We start from the raw sequence: 18,487 nt of genomic DNA, 5'->3' as shown, positions 1-18,487 counted from the left end.
CCTCTTATTGATTTTCTATAGTGTTTCTCTTACTTCTTTGGCTGCTTGGATCAAATGTCTCAGGCTAGCCCATGTCTCGGCTTCTCCGCGTGTTTTGAGTCCGCAATCAGGATTGACCCACAGCTTTGCAGAATCGATTTTTTCCAGCATGCGATTTAACCCTTGCTTAAGCTCATCGACGCTCGGAATACGAGGGGAGTGAATATCGTACACGCCAGGGCCGACCTCAGTCTTGAACCCGCAAGCCTTGATCGAATCGATGATCGAAAGGTCAGATCTTGAAGCTTCGAACGTAATGACATCGGCGTCCATAGCATCGATATCGCGAATGATATCGCTAAATTGGCTGTAGCACATGTGCGTGTGAATTTGCGTTTCCGCTTTGACGCCGCTGTGTGTCAATCTGAAAGCGGGAATAGCCCAGTTCAAGTATTCGCTCTGCCAATCCGATTGTCGAAGTGGTAGCTTCTCTCTTAATGCGGCCTCGTCGATTTGAATGATATCGATGTGATTGGCCTCTAAATCCAATACCTCGTCTCTAATCGCAAGCGCGAGTTGCAGAGCGCTGTCCTTCAGACTGATATCCTCTCGAGGGTAAGACCAGTTCAGGATCGTGACCGGTCCAGTCAGCATTCCTTTGACCGGTTTGTCGGTTTGACTCTTGGCATATGTAGAATATTCTACGGTCATCGGCTTCGAACGGCGAATATCTCCCCAGATGATCGGTGGTTTTACGCATCTTGTGCCATAGGATTGCACCCAAGCGTTTGCTGTGAATATAAAGCCGTCCAAGCATTCGCCGAAATATTCGACCATGTCATTGCGTTCATATTCACCATGCACGAGTACATCAAGGCCGATCTCTTCCTGAAGATCGATGCATTCTTTGATTTTACTGAAATTGAATTCCTTGTATTGCTCCTCTGTGATGGCACCTTTCTTGAAGGATGCGCGGTTCGCACGAACATCGGCCGTTTGCGGGAATGAACCAATAGTCGTCGTAGGCAGAGGGGGCAGATTGAATTTAGCTTTTTGAATTTCTTCACGCTCAGCAAAGGCAGGCAGTCTTGTAAAATCGGCTTCCGTCAATGCGGTCGTTCTCGCTGTCACGGCCTCGTCAGTCGTAAACCGTGGCCCACTGAACAATTTCTCGTTCTCAGCATATAACGACGCGGCATTGGGATCGGTATTCTTTACGATCAATTTGAGCTCCGAAAGCTCTTGCAGCTTCTCCTCAGCGAATGCAAAATAAGATTTACTTGCCGCCGACAGCTTCGTTTCGTGCTTCAGTGTGTAAGGAACATGAAGCAGAGAGCAGGAAGGGCTTAGTACAATCTGTGCAGCATGCTGGTTAATCTCGCGAATAAGTGCCAGCGTTTGCTTATACTGATTTTTCCATATGTTTTTTCCGTTAATTACGCCGGCGAATAGGATTTTTTCGTCTGAAAATCCAAATTCACGCACGAGCTCCAAAGACCTTTTTCCCTCAACAAAATCAAGTCCGATTCCGTCGAATGGAAGGGATTGGAGCGTTGAATAGCAGTCGCGAACGTCTCCGAAATAAGTTTGAACGAGAACCTTCACGTTCCCTTTAACAGATAATATCTGATCATAGAGCTTCGAGAACAGCACAATGTCTTCCTGCGACAAATCTGTAACCAATGCGGGCTCATCCAGTTGAATCCATGCTGCGCCAAGCGTGTTCAGTTTGTCCAGTACAGCTTTATAAGCCTCAACAACTTGGGAAACGATGCTGTCCGCTTTTTTGGAGCCGGTATATTTCGCAAGCTTGAGCAGTGTAAAGGCGCCGGTCAGCACGGGTTTGGTTGTGATGCCCAGCTGCTTAGCCTCCGAAAATTCATCGAACAGTTTCGTTCCTGCCAACCGGATGTTCGCGGAATCTTCGATTTCAGGCACCATATAGTGATAGTTCGTATTGAACCATTTTTTCATTGCTAATGCTTTAACGTCGCCGTGTTCGCCTTGATAGCCTCGCGCCATTGCAAAATAGGTTTCTAATGGACTAAGACCGAGAACCTGGTATCTTTCCGGGACGATATTGAGCAAGCAGGCGGTATCAAGCAGTCCGTCGTAAAAGGAGAAATCGTTAGAAGGAATATAATCAACGCCGTTCTCTTGCTGAAGCTTCCAATGAGCTGCTCTTAGCTCCGCACCGGTTTGATGCAGCTGCTCGATCGAACCGGTCCCTTTAAAATATTTTTCAGATGTAAATTTAAGCTCCCTCAGCGCTCCGACTCTTGGATATCCGATTATCGATGTTTTCATGTAAGCAACCCCTTGTGATATTGTTGGCTTCAGTATAAAGTGCAGACGTTGCCATTGAAAAACACATAAAAACTATTTAAAGCCATAGCTTTTGTCTATGGCTGATCCATATTGCACCCGTTCCACGCATGGACCAATAAAGGGGGAAGCCATCGAAGGTTCGAATGAACCGGGACAGGCATCCCCTTCATCTTCTCGTTAATCACGGTTCCAGTTGACGACAACTTTGATTATGGTGAGCCGTACCTTAAATGACGGCTCTTGTTTTTACCATTCATTGTCGAGTAAGATGTAGGTGTAATTAATTTCGTACAAATTTCATAATCGAGAACAGGTGTCTAACCGGCAAGCACGCTTGCCGGTCAGAATTAAAAGGGAAGTTCGGTGCGATACCGACGCGGTCCCGCCACTGTAACGGAGGAGCAAGCAGCTTATACAGCCACTGATCGACATCGATCGGGAAGGCCGCTGCCGAGTAATGATTCCGGAGCCAGGAGACCTGCCTGTTCTGACAGCACTACTGTACCTACGGAAGATAGGGAGGTGTTAGATGTACCATCATAATTTGCGATTATGAAGGCGTCTTTCCCTATGTTTATTTTGAGGGAGGGCGCCTTTTATTGTTGTTAGCAGATGTAACACGTTCAGACGTCCACAATTACGGCGTTTATGGGGAGGGGGCCATCAATGCGGCATGAGTTGATACATTTTTTGTCTCATGTAGACGATGAGCAAAGGATGATTGAGGTCATTGCGAACTTGAATGCCGATACATACCATAGTCTTCTTCATCATCTGGAATATACATCCCCGGATACACAAGAGCGATGGCAGAAATTATTGAGCAAGCTGCTTCGTTAGGATGGATACAAGGATAAAGCTGCAACAAGAGATCGGCATCGACGCCCTCGTACACAGTGAGTTCGAGAGAACCGACATGGTCGAGTTCTTCGCTGAGAAGCTAGTAACCGTTTCGGGAAAAGAAGCGGCTCAACAACAAGTACCAAAAGCAGGCCTATATCGCTATAATGGAGGATTGGACAGTGGAGCAGTTACGTAAACAAGATCCTAAAATCGTTGAGGCTATGAATTTAGAATTAGGCCGTCAGCGTGACAAGATTGAATTGATTGCATCGGAGAACTTTGTAAGTGAAGCTGTGCTGCAAGCGATGGGTACTGTGTTGACGAATAAGTATGCAGAAGGCTATCCAGGAAAACGATACTATGGCGGCTGTGAATACGTCGATATCGTAGAGGATATTGCCCGTGACCGTGCCAAGGAATTGTTTGGTGCCGAGCACGTGAATGTTCAACCCCATTCAGGCGCACAAGCCAACATGGCTGTATATTTGGCTGCGTTGAAAGCAGGGGATACCGTTCTCGGAATGAGTCTTGCGCATGGCGGTCATTTGACTCATGGAAGTCCTGTGAATGCATCTGGGATCCTATATAACTTTGTTTCCTATGGAGTTAGAGAGAATGATGCAAGGCTTGATTACGATGAGGTTCGTAAATTAGCTTTCAAGCACAAACCTCGTATGATTGTAGCTGGTGCCAGTGCCTATCCGCGTACTATCGATTTTGAGTCTTTGGCGTCTATTGCAAACGATGTGGGAGCACTGTTCTTTGTTGATATGGCACACATTGCAGGGCTTGTAGCAGCAGGTCAGCATCCAAGTCCGGTCCCCCATGCGCATTTTGTTACCACAACAACACATAAAACACTACGTGGACCACGCGGTGGTATGATCTTGTGCCGTAAGCCATGGGCTGCCGCCATCGATAAAGCGGTGTTTCCCGGAACACAGGGAGGTCCGCTAATGCATGTGATTGCAGCAAAAGCCGTTTCATTTGGCGAAGCACTCCAACCCGACTTCAAAATTTATGCACAACAGGTTGTGAAGAATGCGAAAGCTTTGTCCGAAACTCTTTTGGGAGAAGGAATTGACCTTGTCTCTGACGGAACGGACAACCACTTGATGCTAATTGATCTTCGTAGTCTCAATATTAGCGGTAAAGAAGCAGAGTATTTGTTGGACGAGATAGGTGTTACGGTGAACAAAAACGCCATTCCTTTCGATCCTGCTAAACCAATGGTAACGAGTGGCATTAGGATTGGAACCGCTGCTGTTACCTCCAGAGGTATGGATGAGGGAGCCATGCAAGTAATCGCAAAAATTATTGCATTAACGTTAAAGAATCCGTCAGATGAAGCTGTCCACGAAAAGGTACGAGGCATGGTTAAACAATTATCTAATCAATTTCCGCTTTACCCAGGTATACAATATTAGTCATGCCTTTTTTAAGGAACCGGCGCTATGTAAACGTGGTGAACCACGAGGGAGCACATATTCATATCGCCGTACGCCTGGGCAAAGTATTTGATCTTAGGATCGAATACTTTTTTATTTAAATTCGAGGAAAATGTTCGAATGGGCTAGTTTATAGATTTTACTTCTACATTGAACTGCTGCGAACAAGAATAGAAGTGGAGGGTAGGATGTGAAACGCGAACCAACCATCATCATAGATTTTAATCAGAAAAGATTAAAATTTGAGAAGCCCCTGCAGGTTTGGCAAACCCGCAAATTAGAGGACATTCGGGGGATCTTCGACAAGGTACAGGAAGCTATCAATGGACAATACTATGTGGCAGGTTATGTCTCGTATGAGTCCGCCCCCGCTTTCGAGAGACATTCCAGCGTTTGTGAATCCGATGCAGAGTTTCCTTTAGTATGGTTCGGTGTGTATGAGAAACCAGTAGAAGAGGACGACATAGGGCAGAAGGGGAGGTACTCCGTTTCAGACTGGAAAACAGGTACAAGCCGTGTGGAATATACAAACATCATTGAAAATATTCATGCGGCGATTGCTAGAGGAGAGACGTACCAGACCAACTATTCCACGCGTTTGAAGGCAACGTTTAGCGGCAATGACTTTGCCTACTACGAAGATTTGCGAGATAGTCAAACAAATTATTCCGCATATTTAAATGTAGGCCGCTATCGGATCTTATCTGTTTCACCAGAACTTTTCTTTCACTGGAACGGAGATACTATTCGCACAAAGCCAATGAAAGGCACCCTTCCTAAATCGGGTAACAAACAAGCTTTGTTCGAATCTGAGAAGAACCGCACAGAAAATGTGATGATCGTAGATCTCCTTCGGAATGATTTAGGTCGGATTGCCAAAACAGGCACCGTTAAAGTTCCTAATCTATTTGAAATCGAGGAATATCCTACTTTGTATCAAATGACCTCGACCATTGAAGCAAATACAAAACCTGGGATCACCCTGTTTGATGTATTTCAGGCTATGTTCCCATGTGGCTCTATAACCGGAGCGCCCAAAATTTCTACTATGAAGATCATTTCATCAATGGAAAAGGAGCCCCGCCACATTTATTGTGGTTCTATTGGACTCGCTGTACCGGGTGAAGGCATCACGTTTAACGTGGCCATTCGCACAGTTCTTATAGATACGTATACTCAGCAGGCTGTGTATGGAGTAGGAGGGGGAATTATCTGGGATTCAACCGCTGAGGACGAATATGATGAGATGAGAACGAAATCCAAAGTGTTGGCATATAGGAATGATCGGATCGGGAGATAAATGCTGAGCAGCGGCTTTTTTAAAAATAAGTAAGTTGGTGGTAAGTGTGAATTATGAGTTTCCTGGTGCCCTGGCAAATCAAAATATAATACTAACGAAAAAATGTCTAGTTGAAGAAGCTAATTGTGTGCTGATTTTTGCCTTCTACAAAGGTAGATTGGTTCTTGTTAGACATCAATGTCGCGGCTGGGAATTACCTGGAGGAAATAGGGAGGAAGGCGAATCTGTTATACAAACTGTTATCAGGGAGATGTATGAAGAGGCTGGTGGTGAGCTCGATTCGATCGAAAGGATCGGACAATATTTAATTTATGAACGGGCCCATCTTGTATTTGTAAAAAATATCTATATCTCAAAGGTGAGTGTTCTTGGGGAGTTGCCGAACGGTTTTGAAACTAATGAGGTTATGCTGCTTGATACAATTCCAAAGCAGTTTGAAATTTTGAATGACCCCACGTTTAGCCCTTTAATGAAAGACAATGTATATTTGATTGTATCAGAATGGATTAAGGAGCATCCTTTTACCAAATACTAACCACGGCTTCACCGTCCATTGTAGCTAGATCATAACCTTTTTCTATAAATAACAACTTGGCATGGTTTAAAATAATTGTTTTTGCTTCTTCTGCCGGCAATCGCCTACTACTCATAAGCTCCTCCAGAGAACCTTACAAACGGTTCCTCTTCTGTTTGAAAAACTGAAAGCGCTATATGAAATATAGATAGCAAAAATTCCAAAGAATGCAAACCTCATATCTAACGTGTGGCGGTAAACAATACTTTGCAGCCCCATATTATCCAAAGCCGATGATCCATATCCCCAAATAGATGTATTGAAAATGTTCGTGGCAAAATGAATCCCGATGGGAGCGGCCAGTCCATTGGTGTGGTAAGCAACATAGCGGCTGGAACTTTTTGGGGCTAAAATTCGTCATTATGGTAAAAGTGGTGGGAGGATTAATTAATCAAAATTGACTTGCAAGAAGTCCTGACGGCAAACATGGGTATAATGTTCCTTGAAATACACATTTCCCGGATGTTACATTTTGATAGGGCAGTATAGTCACTACTAAAAATGGAAAGAAGGCTGATAACATGGGAATGCGTGGATATTACTTTGCTATGGATGACAACCTGGTGCAGCAAATCGCAGCAGGCGACATTGCATTGAAGAGTTTGAAAATAGACGATTATCCCGGACTGGACATTGATAGATCCTGGGAGGCGATTCACTACTTGCTTTGTGGAGATATTTCCGATGGAGAGCCCCCTCTTGGCTATGTTGTTCCGCTGACGTCAGACAAAGGCATCGATTTTGGCTCATTCGGGGCGTTTTCCTTACGCGCCGAGCAAGTTGCAGAAGCGCTTCAGGCTATGTCTGAGCTGGATGAAGCACAGCTCCGCTTGCGGTATGATTTCCCGGTCATGCTCAAGGAAGAGGTATATCCTCTTGAGGCTGGCATTGTTTCAGACGAGGATGCGGACGAGTTCTTTGCCTACATGCTTCAGCATTTTAACGAAATCCGGCGTTTCTACAGCCAAACTGCAGCCGAGGGCAAAGGTCTCATCTTCTATATTTTCTGATTCCAATAATTTGAATCATCGCAAGCGGCAAAAAAATCATTACATAGGTTCATGGGATTCCTCACCTATGAAATATTAGAGTACAATACTTCATATTCACCTTATGACTTTGCTCTATTAGTCAAATACGATTTTAATTTTTTCTTTGAACTGTTCGATGGCAATAAGTAAAATACGGATATGAAAGAAAAAGTAAAAAAAGAACTCAAAGATCATCAGGTAGTTTAAGATGGAGGTAGCTGGGAGAACGTGCGACTTTTAGGGGCAAGACCCCGTGAATATGTGACGGTATCCCCAAATAAAACAGGGTCATAACATGGAATGAACATCCATATTATGACCCTTTTCACAAACATCTCTGAGTATTGATATTATTCAATCGTAATGTCGTACTCCATTGTCTTGGCTGTTGTTCGAGCAATTTCTGAACCTAGTAGTAGTTTAACAACGTGGAATGCCATATTGATTCCGGCGGAAATCCCACCCGATGTCACAATGTTCCCTTCATCAACGAACTTGACATTTCTCTTTACAGTAACAGCCGGAAACTCATTCTCGAGTCTATCATAGCTGGCCCAATGAGTCGTTGCCATCTTTCCGTTTAGAAGACCTGCCTTCGCCAACAGAAGAGCACCTGTACAAACGGATAACATCCGTTCAACATTACCCATACGCTGCGAAATCCACTGAATGACTTTCTCGTTGTAAATTTCCGTCTCTCTGGCACCAACTCCGCCAGGAATCACCAAAATATCAAAATGTGGCGCATTGTTGAAACTGTAATCTGGCTGCACTTTTAATCCATTACAAGCCTGTACCAATTCTCCCGTCTCAGAAACTAGTTTTACGAGAAAAGGATTGGATTCCGGAGTATCCGCATGTTGATCCGGATAATTAGTAACGGAAAATACTTCGAAGGGACCAGCAAAATCAAGCACCTCAACATCGTTGAAGAGAAATATACCTACACTCCACTTCTTTTTCATCATGGTTCACACTCCCGTTTTATTTTCATTTTAGTTTATAACGCCACTATCTTGGAATCAATATCCTCAGATCCCCTTAAAAAGTTGTTCGCCGATAAATCCTCCTTTACTTGAACCAGGCGGGCAGGCAAAAACCGAACTCGATAAAGTTGAAATAAAGGGATTAAGCGCATCAGATTTCGCGAGTGAGGACAACATCGGAACTAACTGTTTGCGAACACTTTTCTGGAAGCTAATAAAGAAAAGACCAGCGTTCAGATTTCCAGTCACTGGATCAATGCCTTCAAAGTAAGAGTATGATCTTCGCAAAATTTTAGTCCCGGCGCTACGCGCAAGCCAGACATGGGAGTTAGACGGGATTTCGCGCATCGAAACGGCATCAAACTCATCATGCATACCAAAGGGGGCCCCGCTGTTTTTCGATCGACCGAATATAGCTTCCTGTTTCTTATCGAACGTTTGCTCCCATTTTTCCATATCCATCCGAATTTTACGCGCTACCAAATAAGTTCCGTTGGTCATCCATGCAGGACCTTTCGACGAGTCAACCCAAACATAGTTCTCTTTGCCTTGTTCACTTTCCAGCTCAATATTGGCTGTGCCGTCTTTAAACCCAAACAGGTTTCTTGGTGTATGACCATCGGAATCATCAAGAAATCCAGTTTGAATCCAACGAATAACTGCCATCTCAATGGATGCAGCAGCTAAATTGCGAAGCACATGAAAAGCCACAGTTGGATCACTCGAACAAACCTGAATACAAATATCACCGCCCGATATTTGTGAATTTATTGTTTCTCCGGGCATAGATGGGATATCTCTCAGCTCGTCAGGACATTGTGAACCCAATCCAAATCTGTCGATCCCGTTCCTAGTGAATAGAGTCGATCCAAATCCAAACGTAATAGTAAGCTTCGCTGACGAATCAGTGGTACTCTCCTCGGAGCTATTCACCTGCTGCTGACCATTCGTTTCTCTAAGTGCCCTGCCCGCGGTCATGTCAGCACTCTTATCAGTCCATATTTTGAGTAATTGTTTTAGCTTATCGACATTATCGGAAATGATATCAAAAGCGGCAAAACACATATACATTTGCTGAGGAGTTCCGATACCCGCTTGCCTTTCTCCATAGAAAGGGATTGCGTCATTATTCACTTTTTCTGATGGAGAGTCTTCGGGACGAGAAATAGCTTTTAGTCTGTTGTTAATAGCGAAGAAAGAAGCCATCCCGCTGCTTCCAACTACAATACCTGTTCCCGCCAGAGTCACCATTTTCAATACATCTCTTCGACTATAGCTAGATTCGTCACGATTATCGTTATTCAATTCATCAGCTTGTATATGCTTCATATTGAACTCCTTCACCCTACTAAAAAGAGATCCACTGGCTTCTTTTTAGTGATATGTAAAATACTAATTTTTATATAAAACGGATGGCACTCGCTTCGGCTTCATTATTAGTTCCACAATCGCTATATTGATGATCCAAGATGCCCACACGGCAATTGTATAAGACGATACATAATCCACATCAAATAGCTTTATTAATGCAAGCTGAATGAAATGAAGCGATGTATTAGCCAGTGTCAGAGCATAGCTTCGCATCATCCAGATCCGATGCTTAACGATCTGCTTCAAACGAATAGCCCACCAAGCATATAAAGTAGTAAAGATCCACAATCCGTTCAGGAGGAGAAAGCCAATCGTGCTAAATGTCCCTCCGGTTGCATCCTTCGCTAAATATATCGTTACAACGGAGCTGAATACTATGCTCAGAACATAAACTTTCCCATTCAACCGGTGCAGCGCCGGTTTTTTTCGCAATATTTTTGCAGATAAACCGAGTGGACCTGTTATTAAACTAATACAAGCGTTAATAATATGAAGGCGCAGGAATACAAGCCATATGGTCTCACTGAAATTTTCGTCAAGTTCTTTATGCTGAAGATGTTTCACTGCCCCTGGATCGACAATAAAATAGCTGGCCAGCATATGAAAGGCCCAGCCGATTGACAAGATGCTAAGAATGATATAAAGGATTTTCCCAAATTGTTTCATGATTCACCTCTCTTATTTTTTTATTAAAAAAGAGCTCGAACGGTCTCTTTTACAATAAGGGATAAAAGCTCCTTTCTCAACAGGCATATGTTACAATTTTAAAACGGCAACTACTCGATGGAGGTTATCATGAGAAAAGGCGAGCAAACACGAATGATCATTATTCAAAAGTCTGCCGAGCTATTTAATGTCAGAGGTTATGCAGGTTCTAGCATTAAGGACATCATGCAGGTGACTGGTTTAAAAAAAGGGGGAATATACCGTCACTTTACAGGTAAGGATCAGTTAGCTGCTGAAGCTTTTGATTATGCGGCGGCTATATTGTCAGAACGACTTTCTACGGCGATAGAAAGTGCCGATACTGCGATTGAGAAGGCGTTGGTGATATTTGACGTATACAAGGATGCAGTGAATGATCCACCTGTTATTGGAGGCTGTCCGCTATTGAATACAGCGATAGAAAGTGACGATACCCATCCCGTACTGCGCGAGCAAGCCCTCCAGGTTATGAAGCAATTTCTATCCACCATTCAGGAGTTTATTCAGGATGGAATTCAAACTGGGGAGCTTCGTTCGGATACTGAAGTCGTTTCGTTGTCTTCGTTAATACTATCCACACTGGAGGGCGCCATTATGGCGAGTAAGCTTGCGCACGACAACAGCCATATTGCGTATTGCAAAGAGCATCTACGCCGCTACCTGCTTTCCTATCGAACTGAGTGTGCACGAATAGATAAACAATGAAACAAAGGAGGGGATTATTCGTATTCGATCCCCTAACACGCGGTCAGTTGGTGCCGAACAGCATTTTTTCGTATTGGCTGCTGTCAGCGCAGATGGGGCGAATTGAAACTTGACACTTTACCAACACCAAAGATATTATAGATGCAATAAGTCTTTGAATAAGGTGAGATAATGAAATTTACAAAAGCGACAAACTATGCTCTGCATACCATGCTAGCACTCATTGAAGCTTCTTCGGATAAGTCGATAGGCGTACAGCAATTGGCAGAATCCCAAGGAGTTTCACCAACCTATCTTTCCAAAATTTTAGCGAGGCTCGTGAAAGCAGGGATGATAGAATCAGTATCCGGGGCCAACGGAGGCTATCGATTAACCCGTAAAAAAGACGACGTTACTTTTTTGGATATTATCCACGCTATCGAGGGTAGCGCGTCTGTATTCGAATGTGATTTTGTCCATGGTGAGGAATGTTTGATTCAAGCTGTAATGAAGGAAGCGGAAGAGAAAATGGAGTCGCATCTGAAAAAAATGAAGTTGGTAGATCTGGCTCGAAATCATACGCGAGGATAAAGACGACGTGATGGAAGCATTACAATAAATGAGCAAAAAACACGACCATTTGAGGGTTGTGTCTTTTTTTGCTTTCTTACATCAAAGTGTGATTCGACATTAAAGGAAAGAAATTTGATTTAATCCGCTCCGTACAACTTATGGGGTTCAAGAATTTTTGACGAAATTTGCTTATTGCAAGTTGCCTTTTGATTACGCCTTCCTTCATCTAACCTTCCCCCAAGAACATTTCGTTTCGACCGATGAAAAAACTCAGCATCCGTTAAAGTATTTGCGCCGTTAAGCTTGACGGACAAGAAATAAATCGCTATTATGGATACATAAAGTCCTCGATATTTTTTCAGCATTAAGGATATAAAATATCTTTATTATCTTTATCGTTGAGGCGATGGGAGGTGTGCTATGAAATAAACATTATTTTATTACCTATTGCAGATATAATATATCTCCAAAGTGTTTATTTAATACCAAATACCAGAAGGGAAGATGAACTCCATGATTTGTCACTCGACAGATAACACATTCAAACAAGATTTGCATAGCGAAGGGATTACGCTGGTCAACTTCTGGGCACCTTGGTGCTCGCCTTGCCGCATGTTCGGCCCCGTGCTCGAAGATTATGACGCGACCCTCCAGAACGATGTGAGAATACTTAAAATTAATGTGGATGAGAACGCGGAAATCTCTTCCAGATACGGTGTAATGTCTCTTCCGACAACGATTTTGTTCAAGGACGGAAAGCCCATCGATAAAAAAATTGGCATTATGCCAAAAGAAATTTTGGCAGGATGGGTTGCATCTTTTTATTGATAGCATCGATTAATGAAGAGTGATACCAAGTTAAAAAACTTCTTTTGCTGCCAAAAGGACTTCGACTCATAAAGCCCTTTTGGCAGAATAAAGAATTGTATTTTGCTTTGAGACAACTATAGGGATTCAAGAGGTTGTACTACAACGTCATGTTGGAGATTGCACGCAACCTTAATTTATTTGCCTCGAAGGATACTGCTTGAGCAGGTCACTTTTAAGGAATACCTTTCCGCGGCTTTGTCTGGCGGGCGAGGGTGATTCGCTCGGAGCATTACTCGTCAACTTAGGCATTTCGCTGATCATCTGCAGGTTTGATTACAAGTGGCGACTATTCATGTTCGTCCTTCACCATATATGGATTATGTATCAACGGCAATTTGGATAGAATATAGTTATGAAAGGAAGGAGTACATTCCTTATGAAAGATTGCGTAATTATCGGCGGAGGGCCGGGAGGGTTAAGCGCCGCACTGGTTCTTGGAAGAGCGAGAAGAAGTGTTATGTTAATTGACAACAACCATCCCCGTAATGCCGTCACGCACGCCTCCCACGGATTTCTGACCCGTGACGGCATCGAGCCGGCAGAATTTAGACGCATAGCCTATGAAGAGGTATTGGCATATCCGTCAGTCGATCATCGGCAAGCAGATGTCGTTGATATATACAGACAGCTAGATGGGTTCGAAATCATCATGAAGATGGGTGAGCGGGTACGGGCGAAGAAACTGATTATAGCAACGGGACTAAAGGAAAAGTTCCCCGAAATCGACGGCTTGCACAATTTTTATGGGAAAAGCTTATTTAACTGTCCGTATTGTGACGGTTGGGAATGGAGGGATCGACCGATTTTTCTGCTTTCGGAAGAGCCAGTTCTTCTCCATATGGCCAAGTTGCTCTACAACTGGAGTCAGGATCTGGTTGTATGCACGAATGGCAAGCCGCTGTTGACGGCGGAAGAACGCAATATGCTGGAAACCAAACATATTCAGGTCATCGAAACCCCTGTTGTTGCATTTGAAGGGCGGAACGGCCTGCTCGAACAAATTGTTCTGGCAGATGGGCGCCGGATCAAACGAAGCGCAGGATTCGCCATTCCGAATTGGCAACCCAAGGCTGATTTCTCTAAACAGCTTGGATATGCGGTGACGGAACGTGGTGGGATTGCGACCGATGCAATGGGCAGAAGCACGATTTCTGGACTGTACGCAGCTGGAGATGCGGCTAATGTTTGGCCTTCCCAACTGATTTATGCTGCTTCTGATGGTTACAAAACGGCGGTAACGGTCAACCATGACTTGTCAGAAGAACGGTTTGTTTAAATGTTTGAAAAGAGTTACTCGATACAGCTTGTGTTTTGATTCTTTTTTCAAAATGCGAGCTGTTTTATATTCTGGGATACATAGATGCCAGATGAAAAAAGCGAACATGAAGGCACTTGGTTACAATGGCCCCATGCTTATACGTAGAAAAAAAGAGAATGACAAAGTTGTTGGATTTCATGATCGAATACAGGGCCTCTATCTAGCCGTTATGCACTCAGCTATTACGCTAGCTTCTATTATTAGCCGATTGGCCTCAAATGAAATAATAGACAATGTGCAGATGAAAGAATTAGAAAGCTGTCGATTATCCAGATTTTAACTGGATTTTTTCTGTAAGTGAGAAACAATGAATTAGAGTAGCTAGAATCATTGCCCTGCGTTTAGCTATTATCTTCTATTTTTTATTCTAAACGAGGTGAAAACATGACAATTGTAGATATTGTGCCTTATCAACCCGATTATGCGGAAAGTGTAGCTGAAATGTGGAACCGGAGCAACGACGAATGGGGTGGAGGGTCTTCCGTCCGTTCAGCCGAACAAGTCCGCCAAAGCGAGGAAAACTCGGATGCCATCGCGGTGTTTCTTGCCACCTGCAATGATGAGGTCGTCGGATACTGCAGCCTGGGCGAATATCGCGAGGATACCGGCGCGCTGTATATTCAGCTGTTGAACGTTCGGCCGGATTTTCACGGCCATAAGCTGGGCAAACGGCTCGTGCTGCGGGCGGTCGAAGAAACGATCCGCCTGGGCTGGCCGCGCGTCGACCTGTATACCTGGGAAGCGAATATGAAGGCCGTGCCCCTGTACAAGAGGTGTGGGTTCTTCTGGGAAGACCGCGAAGATGTGGTGCATTTTATGAATTTTATCCCCCAGGTGGCTGCCTGTGAAGCGCTCGCCCCCTATTTTCGGGAATTCGACTGGTATGCCGACCTGATGCGGACGATCGAAATCAAACCGGACGGGCAAAAGGAGAACGGCTTCGAGACGTACACCTACGCTTGGGCCAACGACAACGGCCGGTCGCTACGCGTCGATATTGAACGCAGAAGCCGCGGCATCTGCCTCATCGAGACGGAAGATTTTTTGCTATCCGCCATGGCTGAGCAAGCCGAAACGGTATTTGGCAATGATTATACAATCGAATACCGCATTGTCAACAAATCAGGCGCTCCGCTCAAACTCCAGCTCCAGGGCGAATCGGACCGCAACATCGTTTTCGATTGGCAGGACGAACTGCTGGTGGAAGGTGAACGTCAGATCTCGGCGAGCTTTTTCGTCGGTGTGATCGAGGAGCCGCAGAGCGAATGGCGCACTTGCCCGGCTGTACAGACCCGGGTTCATATTAATGGTTCTGAAGCGCTGTTGAAGGTCGGCATCGTACCGAAATTTCCGGCCAGCATCAAAATGAGCGTTCCCGCAGTCAGACATGCGACGGGCGGCAATTATACATTATATCTGGATATACAAAATCATTTTGCGCAGCCGGCCGCGATTTCCTTCACCCTGCCTGGTACCGCCTGGCTTGCTCTCGAACAGCAAACCTTCGAAACGAGGCTGCAAGCAAAAGAGCGGGTCTCGCTGGCCGTTCCTTACCGCTTGCTGGATTACGGCTTCTACCATGCTCGGCCGCAAATTCGGGCCGTTCCGGACAATGGGCCCGAGGTGCTGTTTACCTCTACCGTCGGCGGAGCTTTCGGCGGGCCTGGCGCGATGGTTGCAGGAGAAATGGATAGCGGCTGGATGGCCTGGAACGGCGGGTACAGTCTCCATTGCGACAAGGAGAATAACGAGATGTCGCTTCGGACCGTGAGCCGGAAAGACGAAGAAATTCTGCTGTTGCCGCCGTCCATCGGAAAACCGTATTCGAGTGAATTTGCACGCAAGAAGCCGTTGCGGGTTGAAATCTGCGAAGAGCGCGGCGCGATCGGATTCCGCCATTCGTACCGGTCGGACGCTTTTCCCCAACTTCTGCTGCATCTCTGCACCCTGCTCTACGCCGACGGAACGGTGAAACTGTGGCATGAGCTGGAAAACAGCTCCGGGGCGCCAGTCGCCCGCGAGATCTGGATCTCCCAACGTATCGGTTCGGACTTGTACCGGCTGGTAATGCCTTACGAAGGCCGCATCGTCGAAATGACCGATTCCCACGGGAACGACCACGAATATTGGGACGGCGCCAAGTTCAGCGAACCGTGGCTCTTTGCCCGCAGCGGCCAAACCGCGTACGGTATCTGTTGGTCCGGCAGCCACCGAATGCGTTTCGGAGAATGGTATTTGGAGCTGGAAAGTATCGTAGGATCGTTGGAACCTGGAGAAACGAAAGCTTCGGAAACGATTTTCATGTCCATAGGCGGTTTTGATGATGATTGGAACGAATTCCGGGCGTTTGCCTTGAAACTGGCCGGGCTGGAAACGCCCCCGCCGCCGATCCGCCATATGGAGTTGACGGCCAATGAAGGAAACCCGTTCGTGCCGTCGTATGTGCAGGAAGTGACGGTTGCTCTGCATGATGTCAAACAGAACGTATGGGAAGGCGAGTTGTCCGTCTCTTATGCAGGTGAAACCCGTCCGGCAGCCCAAAGGGTATTGTCTGCGGATGAAGAAGCCGCGGAAGCCTCTTTTGCATTACCGTCCCCGTCGTCCCCTTGCAGCGTCATTCAGCTGGATGCACGGCTTGGCCCGCAGCAAGAGACGTACTTAAGCGCCTTGTTCCCGGTTTCGTCCGCTCCCGTCCGCTGTACCACGTACACGGAAGCAGAGTACCCGGTATATGAAGCCGACAACGGGATGATTCGGATCTCCGCCGCGCCGGATTATTATCCCGCTCTCCGGTCGCTTGCGGTGCAAGGCCAGGAATGGCTCGCCTCCGGATTTCCGGAATACGGGATCAAGTCCTGGTGGAATCCTTGGATCGGCGGTTTAGCCGATCATTTTGACGATATGAGCCCGGCGTCTGTTCGCAAGGAAGAACATTCCGCCAGCTTCGTCCGCGTTGCTGATGACAAAGGCAATGTCTGGTCCGGTATCCGAATCCGCCAGTCCATTCAGCAGCACGACATCTACAAAGGAACGATCGTGGACAATTACTACTTGCTGCTCCCTGGAGCGCCGGTACTCGTCTATATGACCGATATCCGTCAAAACACAGGAGCTTATTTGGAAAAATCGGCACTTAGCGAGCTGTTCCTTCGCTTTGACGAATCAGGATCGTCCAGCGGGAATGGCGAATCTGCAGCGCCTGGCAAGTCCGGCGATTCCGGAGCGTTCGGCGAGTCTCACGAGGCTGGCTGCGGCTGGCTGCGGACTTTCGCACCTAACGGCAAAATGCTGCGTTATGCCATTGGCAAAGACGAACTCAGCGTGCGCGAAACGAAAGACTACGGTTTCGGCTTTGACGGCCGCGCCGGGGTGATGCAAATTGTGACCGATGAAACGGTCAACCGCCCTTCGCTCTATACAAACAAGGACATCTGCTGCCTGTCGTTCTCGCGGAATGTTCGCTTGCCACACGGAAATGAGTTCCGCTCGGCGCCCGTTTTTTTCGTCTTTCCGGAGGCGCTGCTTCCTACCGAAGGACTGGAAGCTTTGCGCCGGATTTCCTTTCCTCGTATACTTGAATCCAATGACATGGAAGGAGCGTAGACCGAATGAAAGTGATCGATGCGCATATGCATTTGTCCCATATTGCTTCATTTAAAGATACGGCATCAACCCGTTCATTCGTCGATTATTCCGTTGAAGGCTTGCTCAGCGAATACGCCGCGCAAGGCGTCGTGCTGGGCATCGGAATGGGATTGACGGAATCCGCCCCTGGAGGCTTCCCAGACCGGGAAGCCTTGACCCCGATGGGGCTCGATATGATAACGGCAGCTTTTCCGAAGCAAGTCGTCTACTGTCCCGGGGTTAATCCCTTCAAACTGGACAACGCCGGACTGGACGAGCTGGAACGGGCTTTGCAGCGGCCGGAGGCGGTCGGGATCAAAATTTACCTCGGCTATTATCCGTTCTACGCCTATGACAGCGTCTATCAGCCGGTATATGAGTTGGCGAAACAATATAAAGTGCCGGTCGTATTCCATACAGGCGATACGTACTCGGAACGCGGCTTGTTGAAATATGCGCATCCGCTGACGGTAGACGAAGTGGCCGTCGATCATCGCGAAGTCAATTTCATGATGGCCCATTTGGGCGACCCGTGGGTGCTCGACGGAGCGGAAGTCGTATATAAAAACCGCAACGTATTCGCTGATCTATCCGGTCTGATCGTTGGCCATGCCGCCGAATGCGCGCGGCTGAAAGATTCGCCGCTCGTATTCGCCCATTTGCGCCAAGCGCTGGCTTACTGCGGCCAATACGAAAAAATGCTGTTCGGCACCGATTGGCCGCTCGCCCCGGTAGAACCATATTTGCAATTCGTGCGGGAACTGATTCCCGAATCCTGTCACGAGGATGTTTTTTATCGTACTGCCTTGCGGGTGTTTCCCAAAATCGCCCCGTTGGTCGGATAGCGATCGAT

General features: G+C 46.2%; 14 protein-coding genes, 1 pseudogene and 1 riboswitch. Of the genes and pseudogenes, 11 read left to right on the top strand and 4 right to left on the bottom strand.

The features are described from left to right. Positions 1 to 15 precede the first annotated feature (15 nt). Positions 16 to 2,286: a 5-methyltetrahydropteroyltriglutamate--homocysteine S-methyltransferase gene (metE, locus tag AC2TF6_RS14485; RefSeq protein WP_491307330.1), complete on the bottom strand. Its 2,271-nt coding sequence runs from the start codon at positions 2,284 to 2,286 to the stop codon at positions 16 to 18. A 315-nt stretch (positions 2,287 to 2,601) separates the two neighbouring features. Beyond that, positions 2,602 to 2,807, top strand: a riboswitch (cobalamin riboswitch). A gap of 347 nt (positions 2,808 to 3,154) precedes the next feature. On the opposite strand from metE, the pseudogene AC2TF6_RS14480 reads away from it, so the two are divergent. The 5 genes and pseudogenes from AC2TF6_RS14480 to AC2TF6_RS14460 form a co-directional block, all read left to right on the top strand. Beyond that, positions 3,155 to 3,250, top strand: a pseudogene (locus AC2TF6_RS14480) (hypothetical protein); the annotation flags it as partial. A gap of 79 nt (positions 3,251 to 3,329) precedes the next feature. Continuing rightward, entirely contained in the window at positions 3,330 to 4,577 is a 1,248-nt protein-coding gene (glyA, locus tag AC2TF6_RS14475; protein ID WP_491307329.1) for a serine hydroxymethyltransferase, read from the top strand. Positions 4,578 to 4,788: 211 nt separating this feature from the next. Beyond that, positions 4,789 to 5,898: an aminodeoxychorismate synthase component I gene (gene pabB, locus AC2TF6_RS14470; protein WP_491307328.1), complete on the top strand. Its 1,110-nt coding sequence runs from the start codon at positions 4,789 to 4,791 to the stop codon at positions 5,896 to 5,898. 46 nt (positions 5,899 to 5,944) lie between these two features. After that, a complete protein-coding gene (locus tag AC2TF6_RS14465) occupies positions 5,945 to 6,433 on the top strand; it encodes an NUDIX domain-containing protein (protein ID WP_491307327.1) in 489 nt (162 codons plus the stop codon). 560 nt (positions 6,434 to 6,993) lie between these two features. Continuing rightward, entirely contained in the window at positions 6,994 to 7,482 is a 489-nt protein-coding gene (locus tag AC2TF6_RS14460) for a YfbM family protein (protein WP_491307326.1), read from the top strand. 371 nt (positions 7,483 to 7,853) lie between these two features. On the opposite strand, the gene AC2TF6_RS14455 is transcribed toward AC2TF6_RS14460, so the two are convergent. The 3 genes from AC2TF6_RS14455 to AC2TF6_RS14445 form a co-directional block, all read right to left on the bottom strand. Beyond that, entirely contained in the window at positions 7,854 to 8,468 is a 615-nt protein-coding gene (locus AC2TF6_RS14455; RefSeq protein ID WP_491311660.1) for a DJ-1/PfpI family protein, read from the bottom strand. 66 nt (positions 8,469 to 8,534) lie between these two features. Next, positions 8,535 to 9,818, bottom strand: a complete 1,284-nt coding sequence (locus tag AC2TF6_RS14450; protein ID WP_491307325.1) for a Dyp-type peroxidase — start codon at positions 9,816 to 9,818, stop codon at positions 8,535 to 8,537. A gap of 63 nt (positions 9,819 to 9,881) precedes the next feature. Beyond that, a complete protein-coding gene (locus AC2TF6_RS14445) occupies positions 9,882 to 10,526 on the bottom strand; it encodes a DUF2306 domain-containing protein (RefSeq protein ID WP_491307324.1) in 645 nt (214 codons plus the stop codon). Positions 10,527 to 10,655: 129 nt separating this feature from the next. Here AC2TF6_RS14445 and AC2TF6_RS14440 point away from each other — a divergent pair, with 129 nt between their 5' ends. From AC2TF6_RS14440 to AC2TF6_RS14415, 6 genes are all read left to right on the top strand, one after another. Next, positions 10,656 to 11,270 (top strand): TetR/AcrR family transcriptional regulator, encoded by a 615-nt coding sequence (locus AC2TF6_RS14440; protein WP_491307323.1) that lies wholly within the window; start codon positions 10,656 to 10,658, stop codon positions 11,268 to 11,270. Positions 11,271 to 11,441: 171 nt separating this feature from the next. After that, positions 11,442 to 11,840, top strand: a complete 399-nt coding sequence (locus tag AC2TF6_RS14435; protein WP_491307322.1) for an Rrf2 family transcriptional regulator — start codon at positions 11,442 to 11,444, stop codon at positions 11,838 to 11,840. Between the two features lie 486 nt (positions 11,841 to 12,326). Then, complete coding sequence (gene trxA / locus AC2TF6_RS14430) at positions 12,327 to 12,650, top strand: thioredoxin (RefSeq protein ID WP_491307321.1); 324 nt, start codon at positions 12,327 to 12,329, stop codon at positions 12,648 to 12,650. Between the two features lie 418 nt (positions 12,651 to 13,068). Then, positions 13,069 to 13,968, top strand: coding sequence for an NAD(P)/FAD-dependent oxidoreductase (locus AC2TF6_RS14425; RefSeq protein ID WP_491307320.1), 900 nt, complete (start codon positions 13,069 to 13,071; stop codon positions 13,966 to 13,968). A 426-nt stretch (positions 13,969 to 14,394) separates the two neighbouring features. Further along, positions 14,395 to 17,613 carry a GNAT family N-acetyltransferase gene (locus tag AC2TF6_RS14420; protein WP_491307319.1) on the top strand — a complete coding sequence of 1,073 codons (3,219 nt, stop codon included), beginning with the start codon at positions 14,395 to 14,397 and terminating at the stop codon, positions 17,611 to 17,613. Positions 17,614 to 17,618: 5 nt separating this feature from the next. Continuing rightward, positions 17,619 to 18,479: an amidohydrolase family protein gene (locus tag AC2TF6_RS14415; RefSeq protein ID WP_491307318.1), complete on the top strand. Its 861-nt coding sequence runs from the start codon at positions 17,619 to 17,621 to the stop codon at positions 18,477 to 18,479. Positions 18,480 to 18,487: the final 8 nt, after the last annotated feature.

It is taken from the genome of Paenibacillus sp. JNUCC 35 (assembly GCF_058269095.1).
The sequence above is the reverse complement of the archived record's forward strand: the minus strand, read 5'-3'. Positions and strand labels throughout refer to the sequence as shown.